Here is a 20,553-nt window from a genome sequence, read left to right as displayed (position 1 = left end):
ATCCCCCACCCCGCGCGAACTCGCCCCGCTCCAGGGCCGGATGCTGGTCCTGGCGGGCATCCTGCTGGCGGCGTTCAACCTGCGCACCGCAGTCACCTCGCTGACCCCGCTGCTGGACGTGCTCGGCGCCGAATTCGGCTTCGGCCCGGCCGTGGCCGGGGTGCTGGGCATGGTTCCCACCGCGGCCTTCGCCGTGGCCGGCGTGGGCACGCCGCGGCTGGCCCACCGGCTGGGCCTGGAGCGCACCGCGGTGCTGGCGATGGCGCTGGCCGCCGCCGGCCTGCTGTGGCGTTCGCTGGCCGGCGGCACCGGCGGCCTGCTCGGCGGTTCGGCGGGGGCGCTGGCCGGCCTGGGCATCGGCAACGTGATCCTGCCGCCGCTGGTGAAGCGCTATTTCCCGGAGCGGATCGGGTCGCTCAGCAGCCTGTACATCACCGTGCTGCAGCTGGGCACGATCCTGCCGGCACTGCGGGCCGTGCCGATCGCCGACGCCGCCGGCTGGCGCGTGTCGATGGGCGTGTGGACGCTGCTGGCGGTGGTGGCGATGCTGCCGTGGCTGGGCGTGCTGCGGATCGAACGCCGCGCCGGCAGTGCGCTGGCGCAGATGCACGACCGCGCCGTGCTGCCCGGCGACGAAGCCCCGGAACTGGCCGCGCCGCCGCCGCGCGGCAAGGTCTCGCGCACCGCGCTGGGCTGGGGCCTGGCGCTGATGTTCGGCATGACCTCGCTGGTGACCTATGCGATGTTCACCTGGCTGCCCAAGCTGCTGGTGGAAGCCGGCGCCAGCCCCGCCTACGGCGGCACGATGCTGGCGCTCTACTCGACCCTGGGCCTGGCCGGTGCGCTGAGCATCCCCGCGCTGGCCGCGCGCCTGCGCAATCCGCTCCCGCTGGCGCTGCTGTGCGCGGCCTGCCACCTGGCCGCGTTCGCCGGCCTGCTGTGGGCGCCGATGGCCGCGCCGGTGCTGTGGGCGGTGCTGCTCGGGCTGGGGCCGAGCACCTTCCCGCTGGCGCTGACCCTGGTCAACCTGCGCACGCGCACGCCCGGCGGTTCGGCCGCGCTGTCGGGCTTCATGCAGGGCGTGGGCTACGGCCTGAGCTGCCTGGGGCCGCTGCTGTTCGGGCTGCTGCACGAATACAGCCACGGCTGGGGGCTGCCGTTCGCGTTCCTCACCCTGTGCGTGGGCGTGATGCTGTGCGGTGCGTGGCTGGCCTGCCGGCCCGGCATGCTCGAAGACCGCTGGTAACCCCGCGCCCCTCCTGTAGGAGCCCACTTCAGGGGGCGACCCCGGGTGGCTGGAACGCAGCGGCGTTCAACGCGCCCTCTCCGGAAGCAGTGCGTTGAACGCGATGGCCTTGAAGGGGATCGGGTCGCCCCCTGAAGTGGGCTCCTACAGGAGCAGGTCGGGGTGGCGGACCTGGCCTTCGCCGCGGACGACGAAGCGCTCGATGGTGAGCGCTTCCAGGCCCATCGGGCCGTAGGAATGCAGGCGCGTGGTGGAGATGCCGATCTCCGCGCCCAGGCCCAGTTCGCCGCCGTCGGAGAAGCGCGAGGAGGCATTGACCATCACCACCGCCGAGCGCAACGACTCGACGAAGGTGCGCGCCGCCGCCTCGTCGCCAGTGGCGATCACCTCGGTGTGGTCGGAGGTGTGGCGGCGCACGTGTGCGATCGCCTGCTCCAGGCTGTCGACCACGCGCACGGCGATGACCAGGTCGAGGAACTCGGCGGCGTAGTCGTCTTCGGTGGCCGGCGTGGCGCCAGGCACGAGCGCGCGGGTGGCTTCGTCGCCGCGGACTTCCACCCCGCGCGCGGCCAATGCCGCCGCCGCCCGCGGCAGGAATCCTGCGGCCACGTCGGCGTGCACCAGCAGCGTCTCCAATGCGTTGCACACGCCCGGGCGCGAAGCCTTGCCGTCGAGCAGCAGACGCAGCGCCAGCTCCAGGTCGGCGCTGCGGTCCACGTACAGGTGGCACACGCCCTTGTAGTGCTTGATCACCGGGACGCGCGCATGTTCGGCGACGAAGCGGATCAGGCCCTCGCCGCCGCGCGGGATGGCCAGGTCGACGATGTCGGTGAGTTGCAGCAGTTCGAGCATGGCCTCGCGGCGCAGGTCGGTGACCAGGGTCAGCACCGCCGGATCCAGCCCTGCTTCGCCGAGCGCACGCTGCAGCGCGGCGGCGATCGCGGTGTTGGAATGGATCGCCTCCGAGCCGCCGCGCAGGATCACGCCGTTGCCGGCCTTGAGGCACAGCGCCGCCGCGTCGGCGGTCACGTTCGGGCGCGCCTCGTAGATCATCGCGATCACGCCCAGCGGCACGCGCACGCGCTCGACGTGGATGCCGTTGGGGCGGGTCTCGCGGCGGGGCACCTGGCCGACCGGGTCGGGCAGTGCGGCGACTTCGCGCAGTGCGGCGGCGATGCCGGCCAGGCGCTTTCCGTCCAGGGTGAGGCGGTCGAGCATGGCGCCGGTGGTGCCCTTCGCGCGCGCGGTCTCCAGGTCGAGGGCATTGGCGGCGAGGATGGCGCCGGCGTCGTCCTCCAGCGCCTGCGCCATCGCCCGCAGCAGTGCGTCCTTGGCCGCGGTGTCCAGCTGCGCGAGCGGCTGCGCGGCGGCGCGGCAGCGCAGTGCCTGGTCCATGATTCCGCTGGCTTCGGTCATTGCCCTTTCCCTCGCGTTCCCGGCCGGGGCCGGGGTTGGATCGATTGTATGCAGGACGGCTGCGCGTGCTGTGGAAACAGATTCAATGGTGACGTGACGCCAGGGCACGGGTGACGCATTCGTTGTGCTGACGACCGTGTCGCCGATGAATCGGCTCCTACAGGAGGACCAGGTCGTCGCGGTGGATGACGTTGCCGCCGTAGTTGTAGCCCAGGATCGATTCGATCTCGCGCGAGTGGCGGCGCGCGATCCGGCGCACGTCCACCGCCGAGTACTGGCTGATGCCGCGGGCAAGGCGGCGCTCGCCGCCCTCGTCACGCAGCAGCACCTCGACCATGTCGCCGCGGCGGAAATCGCCCTCCGCGCCGGTGATGCCACCGGGCAGCAGCGAAGCCCCCTTCCCGGTCAGCGCGCCGGCCGCGCCGGCATCGACCAGGATCGCCCCGGGCTCGACCGGCGCGTGGCGCAGCCAGTACTTGCGCGCGGCGGTGCGGCTGCTAGTGGCGCGGATGCGGGTGCCATGCAGGCGGTCGTGGGCCAGCTCGCGCAGCACCTCGCCGCGGCGGCCGTTGAACAGCACGGTCTCGATGCCGGCCGCGCCGGCCTTGGCCGCCGCCTCCAGCTTGGTGCGCATGCCGCCGGTGCCGGCGGCGCTGCCACTGCCGCCGGCCATGGCGAACACTTCGGGCGTCACTTCGGCGACTTCGTCCAGCAGCCGCGCCTGCGGATGGGTGCGCGGATTGGCCTCGTACAGGCCGTCGATGTCGGTGGCGATGAACAGCATGTCGGCATCGATCAGCGCGGCGACGATCGCGGCGAGATTGTCGTTGTCGCCGAGCTTTAGCTCGTCCACCGAGACGGTGTCGTTCTCGTTGACCACCGGCAGCGCGCCCAGCGCCAGCAGTTCGTCGAGCGTGGCCCGGGCGTTGAGATAGCGGCGGCGGTTGCGCAGGTCGTCGTGGGTCAGCAGCACCTGCGCCACCGGCCGCTCGAAGAAGCGCTGCCACAGGCCGATCAGCTGCGCCTGGCCGAGCGCGGCCAGGGCCTGGCGCGCGGCCATCGCCGCGCCCGCCTCGCCGGCCTTCGGAAGGATCGCGCGGCCAGCGGCGACCGCGCCGGAGGAAACGATCACCACCTCGCGCCCGGCCGCCAGGCTGGCGGATACGAACTGGGCCAGGCCCAGGGCGAAGCGCGGCGACAGGCCGCCGCCGTCGGCAGCGAGCAGACTGCTGCCGACCTTGAGCACCGCACGCCGCCAGGGCGGCAGGGACTGCGCGTCTTGCACGTTCTGCGTTGCGGCGGGATCGGCGGTCATGCGCTCAGCCCAGTGCGTTCCAGCGCGCGCGCAGTTCGTCCAGGCGCAGGTCGGCGGCCGAACCGGGCGAGACGCGTGCGGCCAGGCTGCCTTCCGGCGTCCTGCCCTGCCCGGCCGTATCGGCGCCGGCCGCGGCGGCCTTGTAGGCATCGCGGAACGGCACGCCGGCGACGGCCGCTTCCACCGCCACGTCGGTGGCGTACATGCCCGAATCGATCGCTGCGCGCAGCCGGTCTTCGCGCCACTCCAGGTTGGCCAGCAGCGCCGGCAGCAGCTCCAGCGCGGCCAGGCCGCGGCCGAAACCGTGGAAGATCGCGCCCTTGGACGCCTGCAGGTCGCGGTGGTAGCCGGACGGCAGCGACAGCAGCTGCTCGATCTCGGTGCGTGCGGCGGCCACGCTGGCGTGGGTGGCGCGCATCAGCTCGATCACGTCCGGGTTGCGCTTGTTGGGCATGATCGAACTGCCGGTGGTGTACTGCGCCGGCAGCGCGACGAAGCCGAACTCGGCGCTAGTGAACAGCGACAGGTCCCAGGCGATGCGGCGCAGGTCCAGGGTCGCGCTGCCCAGCGCTTCCAGCGCGGCCAGCTCGAACTTGCCGCGCGACAGCTGCGCGTAGATCGGGCTGACCTGCAGGCGGGCGAAACCGAGCGCGGCGGTGGTGTGCTCGCGGTCCAGCCTGAGGTTGACGCCGTAGCCGGCGGCCGTGCCCAGCGGATTGGCGTCGACCAGCTCCAGGGTGTCGGCGGCGCGCACCGCGTCGTCGATGAACGCCTCGGCCCAGCCGGCCCACCACATGCCGGCCGAGGAGACCACGGCGCGCTGGATATGGGTGTAGCCGGGGACAGGCAGCGAGGCCTCGGCCTGCGCCCGATCGAGCGCGACCCCGGCGATCTCGCGCGACAGCTGCGCCACGCGCGCCAGCTTCTCCTTCAGCCACAGCCGGGTGGCGACCAGGACCTGGTCGTTGCGGCTGCGGCCGGTGTGGATCTTGCGGCCGGCATCGCCCAGGCGCTGGGTCAGCCGCGCCTCGATCGCCGAGTGGCCGTCCTCGTACTGCTCGTCGAGGACGAAGGCACCGGAGCGGAAGTCGTCGGCCAGGATCGCCAGCTCGCGCACCAGTCCGTCGAGCTCGCCCTGCGAGAGGATGCCGATGCGCTGCAGGCCCTCCGCATGCGCCTTGCTGGCGGTGATGTCATACAGGAAGAACTCGCGGTCCAGGACCACGTCGTCGCCGGCGAGGAAGCGCTGGATCTGCGCGTCCACCGCCACGCCGGGTTTCTGCCACAACAGGTCTGCCATCGGTGACTCCATGGGTTCGTTCCTCCCGGAGGGAGGGGGGCTTCGGATCAGACCGGGATCCCGGTCAGTTCGCCGAAGCCCAGCGCGATGTTGATGTTCTGCATGGCCTGGGTGGCCGCGCCCTTGAGCAGGTTGTCCTCGGTGGCGACCACGACCAGGCGCTTGCCGCCGGCGGCCACGGTGAAACCGCCGATCTCCACCCCGTGGCGGCCGGCGATGCGGCTCACCCACGGCGCCTGCTCGACCACCTCCACCAGCGGCTCGCCGGCGTAGCGCTGTTCGTAGCGCGCGCGCACCCAGTCCAGGTTCACCGGCTCGCGCAGCCACAGGTTGACGGTCATGGTGATGCCGCGGAAATGCGGGGCCACGTGCGGCATGAACTCCACCGGCACGCCCAGCCGGGTGGAGACCTCGCGTTCGTGCAGGTGGCCGGCCAGCGAATACGGCATCAGGTTGTCGCGCAGCAGTTCGGGATTGTTGCGGTCCGAAGGCGTGGTGCCGGCGCCGGAGTAGCCGGACACGCCGAAGCACTGCGGCGGCCCGGCCAGGTGCTCGAGCATCGGCCAGATCGCCAGCTGCATCGCGGTGGCGTAGCAGCCGGGATTGCTGATGCGCTTCTGCCCGGCGTAGCCGCCGCGGGTCATTTCCGGCAGGCCGTAGTACCAGTGCGGGTCGAAGCGGTAGTCGGCCGACAGGTCCACCACCAGCGTGTCCGGCCGGCTCGCGTCGATCGCTTCGACATACGGCGCGGCCTTGCCGTTGGGCAGCGCCAGGATCACCACGTCGGCGCCCTTGGCCGCCACCGCGGCCGGATCCAGGCTTTCGTAGCGCAGCTCGCCGACGTAGGCATCGCTGTGGTCGGCCACGTGCTGCCCATCGAGCTCGCGCGAGGACACGAAGGCCAGTTCCAGCCCCGGGTGCGCGGCGATCATCCGGATCAGCTCGGCTCCGGTATGCCCGCGTGCGCCGACGATGCCGATGTTCTTCTTCACGGTCATGGCTCTTCCTCAGCCCAGCAGCGTCGGCTGGCGCGTGCCGCAGTGGGCCACGCAGCGGCCGATCCGCTCCAGGCCCTCGATCCCGTACCAGAACACCTTCCACTTCTCCTGCTTGATGCAGCCGTCGGACTCGGCGTAGTAGAAGATGTTGACCTGGTTGTTGTGCCGCGAGCGCCAGAACAGTTCCGGCGTCTCCTCGCGCATCACGTTCCACACCGCGCGACCCAGGCCTTCGCCCTGGGCATCGTCGAGCACGGCGAACTTGTCCAGGTAGACGCCCTCCGGAGTGTCGACCAGGATCACCGCGGCGCGGTAGTTCTCGCTGACGTAGGCACGCAGCAGCTGCGTGCGTTCGAAGTAGTCGGGCACCAGCTCGCGGCCGAAGCTCGATTCGATCAGCGCCTTCAGCGCGACCAGGTCGAGCTCGCCCCAGGAGGTCGCGCGCTGCACCTTCTCGCCCCTGCGCACCAGGGTGCCCGAGCCCTTGTGGGTGAACAGTTCCTTGGCCAGGTCCGCCGGCCGGGTGATCGAGACCGACGAGGTCAGCGGCAGCTTGTCGAGCAGTTCCTTGATCTGCTGCACCTTCACCCGCATGCCGCCGTTGATCCACGGCTGCTGCATCAGGTGCTCGAACTCGGTGGACAGGTTGATCGAATCGATCACCCTGCCCTCTTCGTCGAGCAGGCCACCGGTGCCGGTGAGGAAGATGATCTTGTACGGCTGCAGCACCTGCACCAGCTCGTTGGCCGAGAAATCGGCGTTGACGTTGAGGATCTGCCCGCCGGCGGTCTCGCCGAGGCTGGCGATCACCGGGATCGAGCCGGCCTGCAGGCTGGCCTCGATCGGCGCCAGGTTCACGTTCGTCACCTCGCCCACCAGGCCGTAGGTGTCGCGGTCCATATACTCGGCCTCGAACACGCCGCCGGTAATCGAGGTGGCGCGTGCGCCGGCCTGCTGCAGCGCTTCGACCAGCCGCAGGTTCGAGGCCTGGAACACCTTGCGCACGATCGCCAGCGCCTGCGGCGTGGTCACGCGCAGCCCGTTGACCGTCTGCTTTTCGATCCCCGCCGCCGCCAGTTCCTCGTCCAGCTGCGGGCCGGCGCCGTGGACCACGATCGGGGTCAGGCCAACTTCCTGCAGGAAGGTCAGCGAGGAGGTCAGCGCTTCCAGGTCGTCGCGCAGCACCGCGCCGCCGACCTTGACCACGGCGAAGCGCTTGGCGTCCAGCTGCGAGAAGCGCTTGAGGTACTGGCTGATCTCCTTCGCGCTCGCCATGCTCGAGAGCAGGCGCACGATGGTCTGGCGGGTCTGGGTCTGGGTGGCGGGAACGTTCACGTGGCTCTTCTGCAGGGGACGGCGGTGGCGGGGAGAGGAGTGCGTCGCGGTCAGGCGGCGCCGTTGATGATGCGATTCACCGAAGCGGCATAACGCTGCAGCTGCTCCAGCGTCACGAACTCGTCGGCGGTGTGGGCCTGGGCGATGTCGCCCGGGCCGTAGACCAGCGCGGTGTAGCCGCCGGCGGAAAACAGCGAGGCCTCGGTCCAGAAATCCACGGCATTACCGATCGGCAGGTCCAGCGCGTCGGCCACGTCGCGCGCGGCCAGGCGGCGCGCCTCGGCGCGGGCGACGTCGCCCGACGGCAGGCTCGGCCCGCGGAAGGTCTCCTCGAAGTGCGCCGCGGCCGGTTCGGCGAAGCCGGCGAAGGTTGCCAGCAGCGCATCGATGTCCATCGACGGCAGCGGGCGGAAGCCGAAGCGCAGCTCCGCCTCCGGCGCAATCATGTTGGCCTTGATCCCGCCTTCGATGCGGCCGATGTTGAAGCGCAGCCCGGTCAGCCCGCCGAAGCGCGCATGCGCCAGCGACTGCACGTGGTCCAGCGCGCGGTCACCCCAGCGCACGGCCTGGTGCAGCGCGCTGGCGGCGGCATCCTGTTGGCCGGAGGCGTGGCCGGCGCGGCCCTTGAACTTCACCAGCACCGAGGAGATGCCTCGATGTGCCAGCACCGCCTCGCCCATGGTCGGCTCGGCGACGAGGATCGCCTCGTAGGGAATGCCACGTGCTAGGAACGCGGCAATGCAGCGCGGATCGTTGGCCTCCTCGTCGGAGGAGAACAGGAACGCGGCGTCACCGTCGCCGGCATTGGCCGCGGCCACCAGCGCCGCCGCCGCGCCCTTGATGTCGCACACGCCCAGCCCGACCACCCGGTCGTCCAGCCGGCGCATCACGTGCGGGTCGGCGCTCCAGTGCGGCGAATCGGGCACCGTGTCCAGGTGCACGTTGAACAGGTACTTCGGCGTACCGCGCACCGCGTACAGGCTGACCGCGCCGGCGCCATGATCGACCACCTGCACATCGAAGCCGGGCAGCTGCGAGCGCAGGTAATCGAAGATGCCACCTTCGGCGGCGATCGCGCGCGGCGGATTGCGGGTGTCGAAGGACACCAGCTTCTCCAGGTGCGCAAGGGTGGATTCGAGCAGGTCGGTCATCGGGTCGGTCGAAGCGGTATCAGGGGTCCGCCGCGGCGGTCTGGTAGATGTCGGGGCGCAGGATTTCCATCAGCGTCTGCGGCCGCGAAGGCGCGGCGAAGCCGTAATGCGCGTACAGGCCATGGGCATCGCCGGTAGCCAGCATGAAACGGCGCAGTCCCTGCAGCTGCGGATGGGCCATGACCGCGTCCATCAGCCGCTTGCCGAACCCGCGACCGCGCTGCGACGGCAGCACGAACACGTCGGCCAGGTAGCCGAAGGTCGCACCATCGGTGGTGACCCGGGCGAACGCGACCTGCCCCGCCCCATCGAGGTAACCACCAAAGCACAGCGAACCGGCGATCGCCCGCTCCACCGTCGCCCGCGGGATGCCACGGCTCCAGTACGCCTCCTGCGACAGGAAGCGGTGGATCAGGCCCACGTCCAGTGCGTCGCGGTCGGTACTGATGCGCAGCGCGTCCATGGCCTCAGCGGTTGACCTCGGCCCACAGCGTGCTGCTCATGCCGAACAGCTTGATGAAGCCCTCCGCCTCCTCCACGCCCCAGTCGGCCGACTGGGCATAGGTGGCGCCCTTGGCGTTGAGGATGTGCGGCGAGCGGATCGCCACCGCGTCGACGCGGCCGCCACGGGTCTCCAGCACCACCTCGCCGTTGACCTGCGCCTGCGAGGCCTGCAGGAATGCCTCCAGGTCGGTCTTCAGCGGGTCATGGTAGAAGCCCTCGTACACCAGCTCCACCCACTTGCGCGCCACCTCCGGCTTGAAGCGGTTCTGCTGCTTGCTCAGCACCGCCTCCTCCAGCGCGCGGTGCGCGGCCAGCAGCGCGGTCAGGCCAGGCGCTTCGTACACGATCCGGCCCTTCAGGCCGATCACGGTGTCGCCGGTGTACATGCCGCGGCCGACCCCGTACTGGGCGAACATGGTGTTCAGGCGTGCCAGGATCTTCGCGCCCTCCATCGGCTTGCCATCCAGTTCCACCGCTTCGCCCTGCACGAACTTCAGGGTCACCGTCAGCGGCTCGACCGGCCAGGCCGCGCGCGGCACGCACCAGCCGCGCGCGCCGTCGCCGGGCGCTTCCCACCTGTCGATCTCGCCGCCGGACATGGTCAGGCCCAGCAGGTTCTCGTTGATGGTGTAGTTCTTCTGCTTGGCGCGCACGTCGAAGCCGCGTTCCTCCAGGTACTTCTGCTCGTAGGCGCGGGTCTGGGTGTGCTGCTTCTGGATCTCGCGGATCGGGGCGACGATGCGGTAGTCGCCCTGCGCCTTCACCGCCAGGTCGAAGCGGACCTGGTCGTTGCCCATGCCGGTGCAGCCGTGGGCGATGGCATTGGTGCCCAGCTCGGCCGCGCGCGCCAGCGCCGCGTCGACGATCAGGTAGCGGTCGGAGACCAGCAGCGGGTACTGGCCCTGGTAGCCCTCCCCGGCCCAGACGAACGGCTTGACGAAGCCGTCCCAGATCGCGCCGCCGCCATCGATGGTGACGTGGCTGGCCACGCCCAGCTCGGCGGCGCGCTGCTCGATGTAGGCGCGCTCCTCGGCGTCGACGCCGCCGGTATCGGCGAACACGGTGTGCACGTTCCAGCCCTGCTCCTTCAGGTAGGGCACGCAGAAACTGGTGTCGAGGCCGCCGGAGAAGGCCAGGACGATGTCGCGGGAGGTATTCGGGCTGCTCATTTCGGGGGGTCCGTGGGGGATTCGTGGAAGCTTGCGTACAAGGAAGCCGGGATTCAGCCGACCAGCGCGGCCATCACCGCCTTCTGCACGTGCAGGCGGTTCTCGGCTTCTTCGATGGCGGTGCAGTTGGGCGAGTCCATCACCGCGTCGGGGGCCTTGACGTTGCGGCGCAGCGGCAGGCAGTGGCTGAACACGCCGTTGTTGGTCAGCGCCATCTTGGCCTCGTCGACGATGAAGTGCTGGTACCGGTCGCGGATGGGCTTCTCCGGCTCCCAGTTGCCGAAGTACGGCAGCGCGCCCCAGCTCTTGGCGTAGACCACGTCGGCACCGGCGTAGGCGCTCTCGATGTCGTGGCTGACCTGGAGCGAACCGCCGCTCTCGGCCACGTTCTGCGCGGCCCAGCCCATGTAGCGCTGGTCGAGGATGTACTCGGGCGTCGGGCACAGCAGGGTCACGTCCATGCCCAGGCGGGTGGCGATGGTGAGCGCCGAGTTGGCCACCGCGGTGTTCAGCGGCTTCGGGTGGTAGGTCCAGGTGAGCACGTACTTCTTCCCGCGCAGGTCGGACGTGCCGAAGTGCTCCTGCAGCGCCAGCGCATGCGCCAGCTCCTGGCAGGGATGGGTGATCGTCTCCATGTTGATCACCGGCACCGTCGAATACTTCGCGAAGGCCTTGAGCACGCGGTCCTCGCGGTCGTAGGCCCAGTCCTTGAACTTCGGGAACGCGCGCACGCCGATCATGTCGACGTAGCGGGCCAGCACCCGCGCCACTTCGGCGATGTGCTCCTCGGTGTCGCCGTCCATCACCATGCCCAGGTCGAACTCGATCGGCCACGCGTCCTTGCCCGGCTGCAGCACGATGGCATGCGCGCCGAGCTGGAACGCCCCCAGCTCGAAGCTGGTACGGGTGCGCATGGACGGGTTGAAGAACACCAGCGCGATCGACTTGCCCTTGAGTTCGCCGCCCAGCCTGTTGCGCTTGAACAGCGCGGCCTGGGTCAGCAGCGCGTCCAGCTCGGGACGGCTCCAGTCCTGGGTGTTGAGGAAGTGCTTGGGCGACATCGATCGGTTCCTGCGTGGCGGGATGGTGCGAAGCGGGGGCGGCGGGACGGCGGTTGAACTTGCGGTTGAAACTTTCGCCATTCCGGAAACGAAAAAACCCAGCCTGGAGCTGGGTTTTCCGAACGGACAGCACGACGCTCCGGTCACCCAGCGGAAAGGTGGGGTTCCGGTCGGCGCGCGCGCGAGGTCATCCCGGAGGCCATCCGGGCGGCGCTTGCGGCGTGCGGCTGCAGGTCGGTGTTCATGGGTCGCGCATGGTCGCACGCGGGCGTGCGCGGGTGCAAGGGCGGATCCGCCGGCAATCGCGCCGGGCGGGTCGCCGCTCAGGGCGTTGCCAGGGGCTGCGCCTCGGTCTCCCAGGGCGTGACCGAGACACGCAGGCGCAGGCGGTTGCCCGGGTCCTCGGCCAGCCTGGAGCGGTACTTGGTGCCCTTGTAGACGTAGTCCACGTCATAGGCGATCGGCCGCTGGAACTCGCGGCCCACCTGCACGATCCGGCAATTGGCGCCCTTGGCCGGCGCCGGCGCCGGGGCGGCAGCGGGCTCGTCGTGCGAGAACAACCCCTTGACCGAATCGACCATGCGCGAGAACACGCCGGGCTGGTCCTTCGACTTCGCCGGGACCGCAGGCGCGGGCAGCGGATCGCAACGCTCCTCGGTGCGGGTGGCGCGCAGGGTCTGGTAGACCGGTTCCACGCGCAGCACCTGGGCGTAGTCGATCGTGACGTTCTCCACCGGGACGACCCGGATGTCCTCCACCGCCCGGGACCCTTCCTGCGCCAGCGCCGGCCGTGCGGCACAACAGGCGATACCCAGCAACGAGAGTTCCAGCAGACGGCGCATCGGGTCCGGCGGGTGCACAGGGATGATGCAGTGTAGGCGAGCCGCCTTGCAGCCCGCTGAACGCTGGTTCGCCGCGCCCGGGACACCCTGCCGGGAGCGTGGCCGGACGCGACTTTCCCGCTCCGTTCCCGGGACGCGGCGGCCGGCATGCGCGCCCGGCACGCTAGAATCGCCCGCTCCGCCCCACCGTCCCGCGCCGATGCCCCTGCGCCTGTACAACAGCCTCACCCGCCAGGTCGAGCCGTTCGCCCCGCTCGATCCGGCCGCACCGACCATGTACGTGTGCGGGCCCACGGTCTACAACTACGTGCACATCGGCAACGCCCGCGGGCCGGTGGTGTTCGGGGTGCTGGCGGCGCTGCTGCGGCGGCGGCATGGGGCGTTGAGGTACGCGCGCAACATCACCGACGTGGACGACAAGATCAACGCCGCCGCGGCCGAACAGGGCGTGCCGATCTCGGCGATCACCGGCCGCTTCGCCGCCGCCTACCGCGAGGACATGGCCGCGCTGGGCGTGGCCGCGCCGGACATCGAGCCGGAGGCGACCGCGCACATCCCGCAGATCATCGCCATGATCGAGCGCCTGGTCGAAACCGGCCACGCCTACGCCGCCGAGGGCCACGTGCTGTTCGCGGTGGCCAGCTTCCCCGGCTACGGCCGGCTCTCGCGCCGCGACCCGGAAGAGATGCTCGCCGGCGCACGCGTGGACGTGGCGCCGTACAAACGCGATCCCGGCGATTTCGTGCTGTGGAAACCCTCCACCGGCGACCTGCCCGGCTGGGACTCGCCCTGGGGCCGCGGCCGCCCGGGCTGGCACATCGAATGCTCGGCGATGGCCGCCGCGCACCTGGGTGAGACCATCGACATCCATGCCGGCGGCATCGACCTGCAGTTCCCGCACCACGAGAACGAGATCGCGCAGAGCCAGTGCGCGCACGGCGGCAAGGTCTTCGCCCGCTTCTGGCTGCACAACGGCATGCTCAACTTCGGCGGCGCCAAGATGAGCAAGTCGCTGGGCAACATCGAGAAGGTCCACGACCTGGTCCGCGCGCACCCGCCCGAGGCGCTGCGCTACGCGCTGCTTTCGGCCCATTACCGGCAGCCGCTGGACTGGTCCGACGCGCTGGTCGAGCAGTCGGTGCGGACCCTGGACCGTCTCTACGGCACCCTGCGCGACCTGGGCGACGTGGACGCCGCCGCGGCGATCCCGCAGGCGGTGGAGGATGCACTGGAGGACGACCTCAACACGCCGCTGGCGCTGGCCGAAGTGGCGCGGATCGCTGGCGAGGCGCGCAAGGCCACCGCACCCGGCGAACGCACGCGGCTGAAGGGCGAACTGCTCGGCGCCGGCCTGGCGCTGGGCCTGCTGCAGCAGGCCCCGGCCGACTGGTTCAACCGCGGCGCCTCCGGCGACGACGACGCGCGGATCCAGGCGCTGGTCGAGGAGCGCACCGCGGCCAAGCAGGCCCGCGATTTCGCCCGCGCCGACGCGATCCGCGACCAGCTGGCCGCGGAAGGCGTGCAGCTGGAAGACACGCCGCAGGGCGTACGCTGGGTGAGGAAGAGAACCACGTGACCGCGAACATATTCCCGCTCGAACCCACCGCTCTCGAAGCCCAGGCCGCGATCAAGGAAGAGTTCGCCTTCTTCGGCGACTGGTCCGAGCGCTACCAGTACCTGATCGACCTCGGCCGCAAGCTGCCGCCGTTCCCGGAAGAGTGGAAGACCGAGGAGCACCGCCTGCTCGGCTGCCAGTCGCTGGTGTGGATCGTGCCGCAGGGCAACGTCGCGCGGCTGGATTTCCATGCGGTCAGCGATTCGGCAATCGTCTCCGGGCTGATCTTCCTGGCCCTGCGCGTGTATTCGGGCCGTTCCGCCGAAGAGATCCTGGCCACCGCGCCGGACTACATCGCCGACATCGGCCTGGCCCGGCACCTTTCGCCGACCCGCAGCAACGGTCTGGCCTCGCTGCTCGCCTTCATCCGCGACACCGCCCGCAGCCAGCAGGGCTGAGTGGACGCGGCGCCGGCCACGGCCGTCCCCTCGCCGCTGCGCGATCCGCGCTATCGCGTCCTGCTCGGCTACCGGCTGTGCGCGATCCTGTCCTACCAGGTCGTGGCGGTCACCGTCGGCTGGCATGTCTACGAACTGACCCGCGACCCGTTCGCCCTGGGCCTGGTCGGCCTGGCCGAGGTGCTGCCGTTCATCGGCATGGCCCTGTTCGCCGGCTACCTGGTCGACCACCTGCCGAAGCGGCGGCTGGGCGCGCTGGCCTGCGCCGGACTGGCCTGCACGGCGCTGCTGCTGACCTTCATCGCCTCCGGGCACCTGGCGCCCGGCACGACCTGGCCGATCTACGCGGCGATCGTGCTCACCGGCCTGGTGCGCTCGTTCCTGACCCCGGTCTACACCGCGCTGTTCGCCCAGGTGCTGCGCCGCGAACAGTACGCGCGCGGCGCGAGCATCGGCAGCATCGCCTTCCAGACCGCGCTGGTATGCGGACCTGCGCTGGGCGGCGTGCTGGTCGGCTGGGCCGGCAAGACCGCCGCCTACGCGGTAGCCGCGGCGCTGGCACTGGTGGCCGGCGCCGTGCTGCTGTCCCTGCGCGTGGCCGAGCCGCGCAGCGAAGAGCCGCGCGCGCCGGTGTTCACCAGCATCCGCGAAGGTCTGCGCTTCGTGTTCAACACCCAGGTGATGCTGGCCGCGCAGGCGCTGGACCTGTTCGCGGTGCTGTTCGGCGGCGCGATCTCGCTGGCGCCGGCGTTCATCGCCGAGATCCTGCACTACGGGCCGGAGGGCCTGGGCATCCTGCGCGGCGCACCGGCGCTGGGCGCGGTGGCGGTGGGCATCGTGCTGGCGCGGCGCCCGCCGGGCCGGCACGCCGGGCGCCTGCTGCTGTGGGCGGTGGCGGGGTTCGGGCTGTGCATCATCGGCTTCGGGCTGTCGCGGCACTTCTGGCTGTCGGCACTGTTCCTGCTGCTGTCGGGCGTGTGCGACGGCGTGTCGGTGGTGCTGCGCACGACGATCATGCAACTGGTCACGCCCGATGGAATGCGTGGGCGGGTGGCTTCGATCAACGGCATCTTCATCGGCTCGTCGAACGAGCTGGGTGCGTTCTACGCCGGTTCGATGGCGCGCCTGCTGGGGCTGGTGCCGGCGGTGGTGCTGGGCGGCTGCGTCCCCCTGGGCGTGGTCGGCGCAACCGCGATGAAGGCGCCGCCGCTGCGCCGCCTGGATCTGCGGCGGTTGTAGGAGGCCCCTTCAGGGGGCGACCCGAGGCGGTCGGAACGCAGCAGCATTCGACGCGACCGATCCGGAGACTGCGCGTTGAATTGCTGCGTATTCGCGTTGAATTGCTGCGTATTCCAGCGGCATCGGGTCGCCCCCTGAAGGGGCCTCCTACAGGAGAGCGGGAGGCGGAAAAGTCGAAGCCCGCCGGGAGGCGGGCTTCGTGGCTGCGTTCGATGCCTGGGGCTTCTTACTCGCCCTGCTGCTTCTGCAGGTGCTCCCAGCGCTCCTGCGCGTCGATGGTGCGCTCGGCGGTGAGGCGCGCCTCCAGGCGCTCCAGGCCGATCTCTTCGCCGGTGTCCACGCAGTAGCCGTAGTCGCCGGCTTCAAGCCGCTTGAGCGTGCTGTCGATCTTGCCGATCAGCTTGCGGTAGCGGTCGCGGGTGCGCAGTTCCAGCGAGTTCTCGGTTTCGCGGGTGGCGCGCTCGGCTTCGTCGCCGATGTCGCGCACTTCGTCCTTGAGGTTCTCGATGGTCTGCTTGGACTCCTCGACCAGGTCGGCGCGCCAGCCCATCAGCTGCTGGCGGAAATACTCCAGCTGCAGCGGGTTCATGTATTCCTCGTCGGCCGAAGGCTTGTAGCCCTTGGGCAACGCCGGGCGGCCGGTGGTGTCGTCGACCTTGTAGTCGACCACGCGGCCTGGGGCGCGAGGCGCGGGCGCCTCGACCTTCTTCGAGACCACGGCCACGGCGACCTTGCCCTTGGGCAGGGACGGCGGCGGCGCGACGGGCCTGGGCGGATTCTTTGCGGATGACGTCTTTGCGGGGGATTTCGGTGCGGACACGGGCTTCGATGGGGCTGGAGCAGCCGCCGGCGCCGGCTTTGCAGCGGACTTCCTGGCCGGAGCGGGAGCGGGCTTCGGCGCCGGTTTCGCGGCGGCCGGCTTGGCGGGAGCGGATTTGACAGGAGCGGCCTTGGTGGCCGCCGGCTTGGGGGCGTTCCGGGTGGCCGGCTTGGGGGAAGCCGTCCGTGAAACTGGCTTGACGACCGGCTTGGCGGCCGGCCTGGCAGTGGTCTTGGCGGGAACCTTCTTCGCCGGCGCCTTGGCGGCGATCTTCCTGGCCGGGGCCTTCTTCGCCGCAGCGCTGGTGGCGACCTTCTTCGCCGGGGCCTTGGCTGCGGCGGCCTTCTTCGCGGCCGGCTTGACGGCCTTGGCGACGGGCTTGGCCGGCTTCGCGGCGGGCTTGACGCTCTTGGCTGCCTTGGCCGGCGCCTTCACCGCCTTCTTCGCCGCCGGCTTCGCGGCCTTGGCGGGAGCGGGCTTCCTGGCAACAGGCTTTTTCGCGGCGGCCTTGCTGGCGGGAGCGGCGGGCTTCTTGGCCGGCTTGGCGGCCTTCTTCACGGGTTTCTTGGCAGCCACGTACGAAGGTTCCTCTCTGGATTTTCCCCGTTGCCGGGAAAGCGGGCCTTTATAGCCCACCCGACCCGGGGCGGCAACCTTGTACAACGGCGGGTATCATGCCCACGTGATCGATCGCCTGCTCATCCTTGCGTTGCGCGGCTACAAGCGCTTCGTCAGCCCGCTGCTCGGCCCGCGCTGCCGTTTCGTGCCCAGTTGCTCGGAATACGCGATGCAGGCGATCGCCCGCCACGGCGCGGCACGCGGCGGCTGGATGGCGATGCGGCGCCTCGCCCGCTGCCATCCGCTGCATCCGGGTGGGCTCGATCCGGTGCCGGAACGGCCCGGCCCTTCCCCACCCCGCTCCTGCACAGGACACCACCGATGAGCACGCTGATCGTCAATGCCCGCCTGGTCAACGAAGGCCAAGTACGCGAGGGCGACCTGCGCATTGCGGGTGGGCGCATCGCCGCGATCGGCAACGGCCTGCAGGCGCGCGCCGACGAGAAGGTGGTCGACGCCGCCGGCCGCTGGCTGCTGCCCGGCATGATCGACGACCAGGTGCACTTCCGCGAACCGGGCCTGACCCACAAGGGCGACATCGCCACCGAGTCGGCCGCGGCCGTGGCCGGCGGGCTGACCAGCTTCATGGACATGCCCAACACCAACCCGCCCACGCTCGACGCGGCGGCGCTGGAAGCCAAGTACGCACTGGCGAAGGGCCGCGCGTGGGGCAACCACGGCTTCTATTTCGGCGCCAGCAACGACAACCTCGACGCGGTGCGCACGCTCGACCCGAAGGCCTCGCCCGGGGTGAAGGTGTTCATGGGCGCGTCCACCGGCAACATGCTGGTCGACAACCCGGAAACGCTGGACGGCATCTTCCGCGAAACCCCGGTGCCGATCATCACCCATTGCGAGGACACCCCGACCATCGACCACACCCTCGCCGCATTCAAGGCGAAGTACGGCGAGGACGGGCTGACCGCGGCGATGCACCCGGACATCCGCTCGCGCGAGGCCTGCATCAAGTCCACGCAGCTGGCGCTGTCGCTGGCGCGCAGGCACGGCACCCGCCTGCACGTGCTGCACATCTCCACCGCCGACGAGCTGGCGCTGTTCGAGCGCGGCCCGCTGGTCGACGCCGCCGGCAAGGTGCGCAAGAAGATCACCGCCGAGACCTGCGTGCACTTCCTGCACTTCGCCCGCGAGGACTACGCACGGCTGGGCAACCTGATCAAGTGCAACCCGGCGATCAAGGACGCCTCCGACCGCGAGGCGCTGATCCAGGCGCTGGTCGACGACGTGGTCGACGTGCTGGCCACCGACCACGCCCCGCACACGCTGGAAGAGAAGCAGAAGCCCTACCTGCAGGCGCCCTCTGGCCTGCCGCTGGTCCAGTACGCGCTGCTGTCGGCGATCGAGCTGGTCCACAACGGCCGCATGGACATCGCCCGGGTGGTGCAGAAGACCGCGCACGCGCCGGCGCAGCTGTTCGACGTGAAGGAGCGCGGCTACCTGCGCGAGGGCTACTGGGCCGACCTGGTGCTGGTGGACGACGAGCCGCTCACCGTGCGGCGCGAGGACGTGCTGTCCAAATGTGGCTGGTCGCCGTTCGAGGGCACCACGTTCCGTTCCCGGATCGGCGCGACCTGGGTCAACGGGCGCATGGTCTGGAACGGCCGCGAACTGATCGGGACGCCGGGCGGCCAGCGGCTGGAATTCGCCCGCTGATGCGCAGGGGTGGCGTGCTGCTGGCGATCGCGCTGGCGCTGCCGGCCGTGCTGTCGCCGCACCACGCATGGGCGCAGGCCGACGACCGCATCGTGTTCCCGGCCAGCGTGCAGCAGGGCGCGATGGTGATCGGCAAGGTGCCGCCGGGCAGCCGCGTGGAGTACGCCGGCCGCACGCTGCGCAGCACCGGCTACGGCACCGTGGTGTTCGGCGTCGGGCGCGACCAGGCCACGCCGGTACAGGTGACGGTGGTCCGCCCCGACGGAAGCCGCAGCGTGGCCGCGATCGCGGTGACCGCGCGCGACTGGCCGGTGCAGCGGGTCGACGGCGTGCCGCCGAAGACGGTGGATCCGCCGCCGCAGATCGCCGAACGCATCCGCCGCGAGCAGGCGCAGGTGACCGCGGCGCGCGAACGCGACGACGACCGCGCCGATTTCGCCCGGCCCTTCACCTGGCCGGTGCAGGGCCGGATCAGCGGCCGCTTCGGCAACCAGCGCGTCTACAACGGCAAGCCCGGCTCACCGCATTCGGGCATGGACATCGCCGCACCCACCGGTACGCCTGTGAAGGCGCCGGCGGCGGGCGTGGTCACGTTCGCCGCGCCGGACCTGTACCTGACCGGCGGCACTCTGCTGCTGGACCACGGCTTCGGGATCAGTTCCAACTTCCTGCACCTGTCGCGGATCGACGTGAAGGTGGGCGACCGGGTCGCGCAGGGAGACGTGGTGGGTGCGGTGGGCGCGACCGGGCGGGCGACGGGGCCGCACCTGCACTGGGGGATGAACTGGTTCGGCGTGCGCATCGACCCGCTGCTGGTGCTTGAACGCACGCAATAGAAGCGTCGCGCTTCAACGCCGCAACGCGCAGCGGCCGAGCTGCAGGAGCTCCCTTCAGGCCGCCGGGCCGCGGCCGCTCACGCTGGCCACCGCGTCGTGCGGGTGCAGGCTCTCGAAGTGCGAAACGGTGGCGTCCCAGCGCTCGATGCGCGGGTCGGCCGACAGCACCGAGGCGACGCGACGGGCGGCGTCCTCGCAGAACATCAGGTTGGCGGCGTTGAGCTCGGCGAACGCCTGTTCGTCCTCGCGCTTGACCGCGGTCTGCACCGGCGTGCCCAGCGCCGCTTCCAGCGCGTCGACCAGGGCCACCAGCGGCAGTTCGTCGAACTGCGGGCGCAGTTCCACCTTCACCCTGGCCTCGCTGCGCTGCGCGTGCGGGGTGGCGGCCATGCCGCGTTCGGAGGCGAGCCAGTCGCGGACCACGCCGGTGGAGATCGGGCGGGCGTCGGCGAAATCGGCGGCGAAGCGCTCGGCGTTGGCCTGGCGCGAGAGCGCGGCCGAGCACGGGCAGGTGCTGGAGTATTCGAGGCCGAAGCCGAGCACCAGCTTCAGGTGGCCGTCTTCCAGCAGCGCCTCGATCTCGACCGGATAGCGCTTCCAGCCGGCGTTGTCGCTGCGCAGCGCGCGGCGCAGCAGCAGCGCCTCGTAGCGCAGGCGCAGGCGCGCGCGGGTGGCAAGCCCGGCCTGCGAGTCGACGCTGCCCTGCAGGATGTGGCGCAGCCCGGCGGGAGTGACTTCGTGGCGGGCCAGTTCCTGCTGCAGGCGCAGGTACAGCCGCGACATGTGGATGCCGCGCTCGCCGGCCTGGGCCAGGTCCACCGACAGGTCGGCCTGCGCGGCCACCTGGACGTGCCCGCCGGCGCCGTCGGAGACGCGCACGGGGATGGCGATGCCCTCCATGCCGACCCAGTCCAGCGGGCGCGCCAGGGCGGCGGGCTGGTGGGCGACGTCCGGCAACAGGGCGACGTGGGAAACGGCGGGGGCGGGAACGGACATGCGGGTTCGCTTGCAGACGTGGG

At 70.7% G+C, this 20,553-nt stretch carries 19 protein-coding genes; 7 read left to right on the top strand and 12 right to left on the bottom strand.

All coding sequences use genetic code 11. The annotated features are described in order from the left end of the window. Positions 1–40: 40 nt before the first annotated feature. Positions 41–1,246, top strand: a complete 1,206-nt coding sequence (locus CSC64_RS12255) for an MFS transporter (protein ID WP_162435616.1) — start codon at positions 41–43, stop codon at positions 1,244–1,246. A gap of 144 nt (positions 1,247–1,390) precedes the next feature. Here CSC64_RS12255 and CSC64_RS12250 read toward each other — a convergent pair whose 3' ends face one another. The 10 genes from CSC64_RS12250 to CSC64_RS12205 form a co-directional block, all read right to left on the bottom strand. Further along, the gene (locus CSC64_RS12250) at positions 1,391–2,641 is read right to left on the bottom strand and encodes a glutamate-5-semialdehyde dehydrogenase (protein ID WP_162435615.1); all 1,251 of its coding nucleotides are present in this window, start codon (positions 2,639–2,641) and stop codon (positions 1,391–1,393) included. A 178-nt stretch (positions 2,642–2,819) separates the two neighbouring features. Further along, positions 2,820–3,977: a glutamate 5-kinase gene (gene proB / locus CSC64_RS12245; protein ID WP_162435614.1), complete on the bottom strand. Its 1,158-nt coding sequence runs from the start codon at positions 3,975–3,977 to the stop codon at positions 2,820–2,822. A 4-nt stretch (positions 3,978–3,981) separates the two neighbouring features. After that, entirely contained in the window at positions 3,982–5,277 is a 1,296-nt protein-coding gene (gene argH, locus CSC64_RS12240; protein WP_162435613.1) for an argininosuccinate lyase, read from the bottom strand. 47 nt (positions 5,278–5,324) lie between these two features. Continuing rightward, positions 5,325–6,275 carry an N-acetyl-gamma-glutamyl-phosphate reductase gene (gene argC / locus CSC64_RS12235; RefSeq protein ID WP_162435612.1) on the bottom strand — a complete coding sequence of 317 codons (951 nt, stop codon included), beginning with the start codon at positions 6,273–6,275 and terminating at the stop codon, positions 5,325–5,327. Between the two features lie 9 nt (positions 6,276–6,284). Further along, a complete protein-coding gene (locus tag CSC64_RS12230) occupies positions 6,285–7,610 on the bottom strand; it encodes an acetylglutamate kinase (RefSeq protein ID WP_162435611.1) in 1,326 nt (441 codons plus the stop codon). 50 nt (positions 7,611–7,660) lie between these two features. Further along, positions 7,661–8,761 (bottom strand): acetylornithine deacetylase, encoded by a 1,101-nt coding sequence (locus CSC64_RS12225; protein WP_162435610.1) that lies wholly within the window; start codon positions 8,759–8,761, stop codon positions 7,661–7,663. Between the two features lie 19 nt (positions 8,762–8,780). Continuing rightward, on the bottom strand, positions 8,781–9,224 hold the full coding sequence (locus CSC64_RS12220; protein ID WP_162435609.1) for a GNAT family N-acetyltransferase: 444 nt from the start codon (positions 9,222–9,224) through the stop codon (positions 8,781–8,783). Between the two features lie 4 nt (positions 9,225–9,228). Further along, the gene (locus CSC64_RS12215; RefSeq protein WP_162435608.1) at positions 9,229–10,434 is read right to left on the bottom strand and encodes an argininosuccinate synthase; all 1,206 of its coding nucleotides are present in this window, start codon (positions 10,432–10,434) and stop codon (positions 9,229–9,231) included. A gap of 53 nt (positions 10,435–10,487) precedes the next feature. Then, positions 10,488–11,495: an N-acetylornithine carbamoyltransferase gene (locus tag CSC64_RS12210; RefSeq protein ID WP_162435607.1), complete on the bottom strand. Its 1,008-nt coding sequence runs from the start codon at positions 11,493–11,495 to the stop codon at positions 10,488–10,490. Between the two features lie 323 nt (positions 11,496–11,818). Further along, positions 11,819–12,337, bottom strand: a complete 519-nt coding sequence (locus CSC64_RS12205) for a hypothetical protein (RefSeq protein WP_162435606.1) — start codon at positions 12,335–12,337, stop codon at positions 11,819–11,821. A 199-nt stretch (positions 12,338–12,536) separates the two neighbouring features. On the opposite strand from CSC64_RS12205, the gene cysS reads away from it, so the two are divergent. From cysS to CSC64_RS12190, 3 genes are read left to right on the top strand one after another with little or no spacing between them, the layout of a single operon-like run. Further along, positions 12,537–13,913 carry a cysteine--tRNA ligase gene (gene cysS, locus CSC64_RS12200; RefSeq protein WP_162435605.1) on the top strand — a complete coding sequence of 459 codons (1,377 nt, stop codon included), beginning with the start codon at positions 12,537–12,539 and terminating at the stop codon, positions 13,911–13,913. Continuing rightward, positions 13,910–14,350, top strand: coding sequence for a SufE family protein (locus CSC64_RS12195; RefSeq protein WP_162435604.1), 441 nt, complete (start codon positions 13,910–13,912; stop codon positions 14,348–14,350). Before cysS ends, CSC64_RS12195 begins: the two co-directional genes overlap by 4 nt. Before the next feature lie 36 nt (positions 14,351–14,386). Next, complete coding sequence (locus CSC64_RS12190; RefSeq protein WP_425501725.1) at positions 14,387–15,589, top strand: MFS transporter; 1,203 nt, start codon at positions 14,387–14,389, stop codon at positions 15,587–15,589. 226 nt (positions 15,590–15,815) lie between these two features. On the opposite strand, the gene dksA is transcribed toward CSC64_RS12190, so the two are convergent. After that, positions 15,816–16,985, bottom strand: coding sequence for an RNA polymerase-binding protein DksA (dksA, locus tag CSC64_RS12185; protein WP_162435602.1), 1,170 nt, complete (start codon positions 16,983–16,985; stop codon positions 15,816–15,818). A gap of 106 nt (positions 16,986–17,091) precedes the next feature. On the opposite strand from dksA, the gene yidD reads away from it, so the two are divergent. From yidD to CSC64_RS12170, 3 genes are read left to right on the top strand one after another with little or no spacing between them, the layout of a single operon-like run. Next, on the top strand, positions 17,092–17,352 hold the full coding sequence (gene yidD / locus CSC64_RS12180; RefSeq protein WP_162435601.1) for a membrane protein insertion efficiency factor YidD: 261 nt from the start codon (positions 17,092–17,094) through the stop codon (positions 17,350–17,352). Beyond that, positions 17,349–18,698 (top strand): dihydroorotase, encoded by a 1,350-nt coding sequence (locus CSC64_RS12175; RefSeq protein ID WP_162435600.1) that lies wholly within the window; start codon positions 17,349–17,351, stop codon positions 18,696–18,698. The genes yidD and CSC64_RS12175 overlap by 4 nt, the downstream gene beginning before the upstream one ends. Further along, positions 18,698–19,534, top strand: a complete 837-nt coding sequence (locus CSC64_RS12170; protein ID WP_162435599.1) for a M23 family metallopeptidase — start codon at positions 18,698–18,700, stop codon at positions 19,532–19,534. The genes CSC64_RS12175 and CSC64_RS12170 overlap by 1 nt, the downstream gene beginning before the upstream one ends. Positions 19,535–19,588: 54 nt before the next feature. On the opposite strand, the gene folE2 is transcribed toward CSC64_RS12170, so the two are convergent. Then, positions 19,589–20,530, bottom strand: coding sequence for a GTP cyclohydrolase FolE2 (gene folE2, locus CSC64_RS12165; protein WP_162435598.1), 942 nt, complete (start codon positions 20,528–20,530; stop codon positions 19,589–19,591). Positions 20,531–20,553 lie beyond the last annotated feature (23 nt).

Origin of the sequence: Pseudoxanthomonas koreensis (assembly GCF_010093225.1) — a bacterium.
GTDB lineage: Bacteria > Pseudomonadota > Gammaproteobacteria > Xanthomonadales > Xanthomonadaceae > Pseudoxanthomonas > Pseudoxanthomonas koreensis.
This window is presented reverse-complemented; position numbering and strand designations above follow the sequence as displayed.